The 3,827-nt window shown below is 72.8% G+C and carries 3 protein-coding genes; 1 reads left to right on the top strand and 2 read right to left on the bottom strand.

Annotated elements, in window-relative coordinates:
• Positions 1-86: 86 nt before the first annotated feature.
• Complete coding sequence (locus M3Q23_01340; protein ID MDP9340757.1) at positions 87-1,565, bottom strand: sugar transferase; 1,479 nt, start codon at positions 1,563-1,565, stop codon at positions 87-89.
• 378 nt (positions 1,566-1,943) lie between these two features.
• On the opposite strand from M3Q23_01340, the gene M3Q23_01335 reads away from it, so the two are divergent.
• Complete coding sequence (locus M3Q23_01335) at positions 1,944-3,251, top strand: hypothetical protein (protein ID MDP9340756.1); 1,308 nt, start codon at positions 1,944-1,946, stop codon at positions 3,249-3,251.
• Here M3Q23_01335 and M3Q23_01330 read toward each other — a convergent pair.
• Positions 3,227-3,827: glycosyltransferase family 4 protein (locus M3Q23_01330; protein ID MDP9340755.1), on the bottom strand; the 601-nt coding region annotated here is incomplete at its 5' end. The two genes, M3Q23_01335 and M3Q23_01330, sit on opposite strands and share 25 nt — an antisense overlap.

Below are 3,827 nucleotides of genomic sequence, written 5' to 3'. Positions count from 1 at the left end.
GAGTCGAGGCGAGCGAGCGTTAGCGAGCGAGACCGAGCGCAGCCGGAGCGAGTTCGCGAGCGAAGCGAGCTAATGCTTGGAGAGGCTCAGTAGGCGCCGCTGCGGGACAGCAGGGCGGGGACGGTCTTCAGCAGGATGAACAGGTCGAAGGCGAGGGACCAGTTCTCCACGTAGTTCAGGTCCAGCTTGATGTAGTCCTCGAACGACAGGTTGGAGCGGCCGCTGACCTGCCACAGGCCGGTGATGCCGGGCAGGACCTCCAGGCGGTCGAAGAACCAGTCCTGGTCGTAGGCCTCGACCTCCTCGGGCAGGGGCGGGCGGGGGCCGACCAGGCTCATCTCGCCGCGGACGACGTTGATGAGCTGGGGAAGCTCGTCCAGGCTCCACTTCCGAAGGAGCGCGCCCACCCTGGTCACCCGGGGGTCGTGGCGGATCTTGAACAGCGGGCCGGTCGCCTCGTTCAGCGCGCGGAGCTCGTCCAGGGCCTCCTCGGCGCCGCTGACCATGGTCCGGAACTTGTACACGGTGAACGGCTTGCCGTAGCGCCCCACCCGGATCTGCCGGTACAGCACCGGACCCCTTGAGGTGAGCTTCACGGCGGCCGCGATCGCAAGCAGCAGGGGCGAGGTCAGGGCCACGGCCAGGGACGACACGGCGAGGTCGAAGGCCCGCTTCACGGCGGCCTTGGGCCGGGACAGGGCCACCGGGCGGATGGACAGGGCCGTGAGCCCGCCGAAGGGCTGCACGGCCACCCGCCCCGCCATGACCTCGGGGAGGTTCGCCGAGACCCGGACGTCGATGCCGGTCTGCCGGGCCAGCTTGCCGAGACGGCGCATGTCCTCCACCCGGACGGCGCTGGACGCCACGAACAGGCAGTCGGACCGGGTGGCTCGGACCACGTCCTCCAGCTCGGACAGCTCGCCCACGGTGGGCACGGAGTCCATGCCCGGGGTGCTGGCGGCGGTCTCGAGGTGCCCCACCAGCTCGAACCCGCTGGCCTCGACCTCCATGGCCTCGGCCAGGGCCTCGGCCTCGGAGTTCGTGCCGACGATGAGGGTCCGGCGGGTCAGCTCGCCGTCGCGGCGGGCCTGGCGGATCCGCCGGTGCCACGCGGTGCGGGTCACCAGCAGGAAGACCAGGGACATCCCCCACACCAGGGCCATCCACTCCCGGCTGAACGACGCCTTGGTCCAGAAGGACACCGCCACCACCAGCATGGTCCCCACGCTGACGGCGGAAAGGATGCGCTTGAACTCCTCGCTGGTGGACAGGTGCTGGACGGCGTACAGGTGGTACCCGGCGAACAGGGCGACCCACACCGGGAGGGCCGCCGCCATGGTCAGCAGGAAGGGCAGGTCCGGCGGTTCGAACCCGAAGCGGATCTGGTAGGCGAACAGGAACGCCGCGCAGATGGCCAGCCCGTCGGTCGCGGCCATGAGCCGGCCCACCCTCCGGTAGGCCAGGAGCACCCGGGACCGGGTCCGGTCCTCGTGGATGGCCTGGGCCCGGGACAGCACGGCGGTCGCCCGGCTGAGGGCGGACCGAGATGGGATCGCGCTATCCACGGTGGAGCTCCTTGCGGGTGGGGTGAAGGGGCGGGCGGGCCATGTCAGCTTCTGCGGTTCTCAGGTCGAGGATCCGTCGAGCGACACAGCGGCATTGTCGGTCAGGGCGGCACCGGCCCACATCAGGCGAAGGGGTCGACCTGGCCCGCCTTTCGGATCGGGTGGACGGTAGGCAGAAGGACGTAGTGCCGATGGCCGTGTCGCGGATCGGCCGCGCCTCCCCGGCGACCGGACGTATGGGTGACCCGCCGTGGGCGATTGCTGTCCCGTAACGTAAACCCCCCCGGGAAACGCGACGATGAGAGTGCAGAGCATAGTCTTTCGGCGAATGGTGCGGGTAGGGAGGTTCCTCCCCAAACTCGATCGAGGGGTGACGAAGTGGCACAGGACGGCGGAGGGCTCCCCGAGCTCGTCGACGCGCTGCGGTGGCGGTGGAAGCTCCTGCTGCTGGTGGTGATCCCGCTGGTGGCGGGGGCGGCGTTCTACGCCGAACGGCTCCCCAACCAGTACGAGGCCCAGGGCGTGCTCACGGTGGAGCCGCGGCCGAACCTGCCCACGGTCGGGGCGGACATCGTGGCCATCGACGGGCCGAAGTACGTCGCCTACATCACCGCGCCGGCCACCATCCGGCGCCTGGCCCCCCGGCTCGGCGAGTCGGTGTCGGACCTCGAGAGCGCGGTGGCGGCCCAGCTCGCCGCTACCACCGGGAACATCACCCTCACGGCCACGCTGGAGGACCCGCAGAAGGCCGCGGCGGTCGCGGTCGCGTTCGCCCAAGACCTGGTGGCGTTCTCGCGGCGGGACCCGGTGGTGACGGTGCAGCTCATCGCCCCGCCCGTGGTCCCGGATTCACCCTCCGGGCCGCCCCGCAGGCTCATGGAGGGAGCGGCCCTCCTGGTGGCGCTGCTGCTCGGCGTGGCCCTGACCGTGGCGGTCGAGCGGAGCAGGCCGCGGGTCCGGTCCTGGCGGGACGTGGCCGTGCTCACCGGGTATCCGGTGGTCGGCCGCCTCCCGAAGTCCCGAGTGCTGAAGCGACCCTCGCCGAACCGGGCCCTGTCCGACGCTGCGGTGGGGGCTGCGGTTCGCTCGCTCCGCACCAGCCTGGAGCGCGAGGCCGGCGGCCCGCCTCGCGGGGTGCTGGTGGTGACGTCCCCGACCGCGGCCGAGGGGAAGACCACTGTGGCCATGGTGCTGGCCACCGCGCTGGCCCGCCTGGAGCTTCGGGTGCTGCTCATCGACGCGGACCTGCACCGGGCCGGCCTGTCCCGGGCCCTGCGAGCCAAGTCCGAAGGTGGCCTGTCCGCCGTGCTCCGCGGGACCGCGGACCTCGAGGAACGGTCCCACAAGGGATGGACCGAGGGGCTGTCGGTGCTGCTGACGGCGCCGGACCCGGAGGGCGGCGACCTGCTGGCTCGCCGTTTCGGCGACGTCGCCCGGAAGGCCCGGGAGGCCTACGACGTGGTCATCGTGGACGTCCCGAGCCTGGTCGGCACCGACGACGCCGCCACCGTGGCGACCCACGCCGACGGCGTGCTGCTGGTGGTGTCGGACGGGACCATGGCCGGCCCGGTGAGCGAAGCGGTGCTGTCGCTGCACGCCCTGCGGGTGAGCGTGCTGGGCGCCGTGGCGAACCGCGTCCGCGACTCCGGCGGATCGGTGAGCTACTCGCCGGCCGGCTCGGGCTGAAGCCGGCCCCTGCCTCGACCGGCTGCCTGGAGCACCTCGGCGTAGACCTCGGCCATGGCCTGACCGGCCGTGGCCAGGTCGAATTCCCGCTCCACCCGCCGCCGTCCGGACCGGGCCTCCTCGCTCGCCCTCGCCGGGTCGAGGAGCCGCTCCACCAGGGCCGCGGCCAGGGCGGGCGGATCCTCCCGGGGGACGATGGCCCCGGCGTCCGCGCCCAGGCTCTCGGCCATGCCGTCGGCGTCCGCGGACACCACGCTGCGGCCCCGGGCCATGGCCTCCAGGACCACCAGGGGGAGGCCCTCCCAACGCGAGGGGATGGCCACCACGTCCGCGGCCGCCAGCCACTCCGCCACATCGTCCCGCCACCCCGCGAACAGGACCCCGGGCAGGCCCCGGGCCCGCAGGGCCGGCTCCTCCGGGCCGTCGCCCACCAGCGCCACGGTGGCGCCGGGGACGGCAGACCGCACGCTCGGCCAGGCGTCCAGGAGCACGTCCTGCGCCTTCTGCCGGGACAGCCTCCCCACGCAGACCACCAGCGGTCCGAGGGGAAGCCCGAGCCCGGCCCGGGCCCGGGCC

This window comes from Actinomycetota bacterium (assembly GCA_030774015.1).
GTDB lineage: Bacteria > Actinomycetota > UBA4738 > UBA4738 > JACQTL01 > JALYLZ01.
This window is presented reverse-complemented; position numbering and strand designations above follow the sequence as displayed.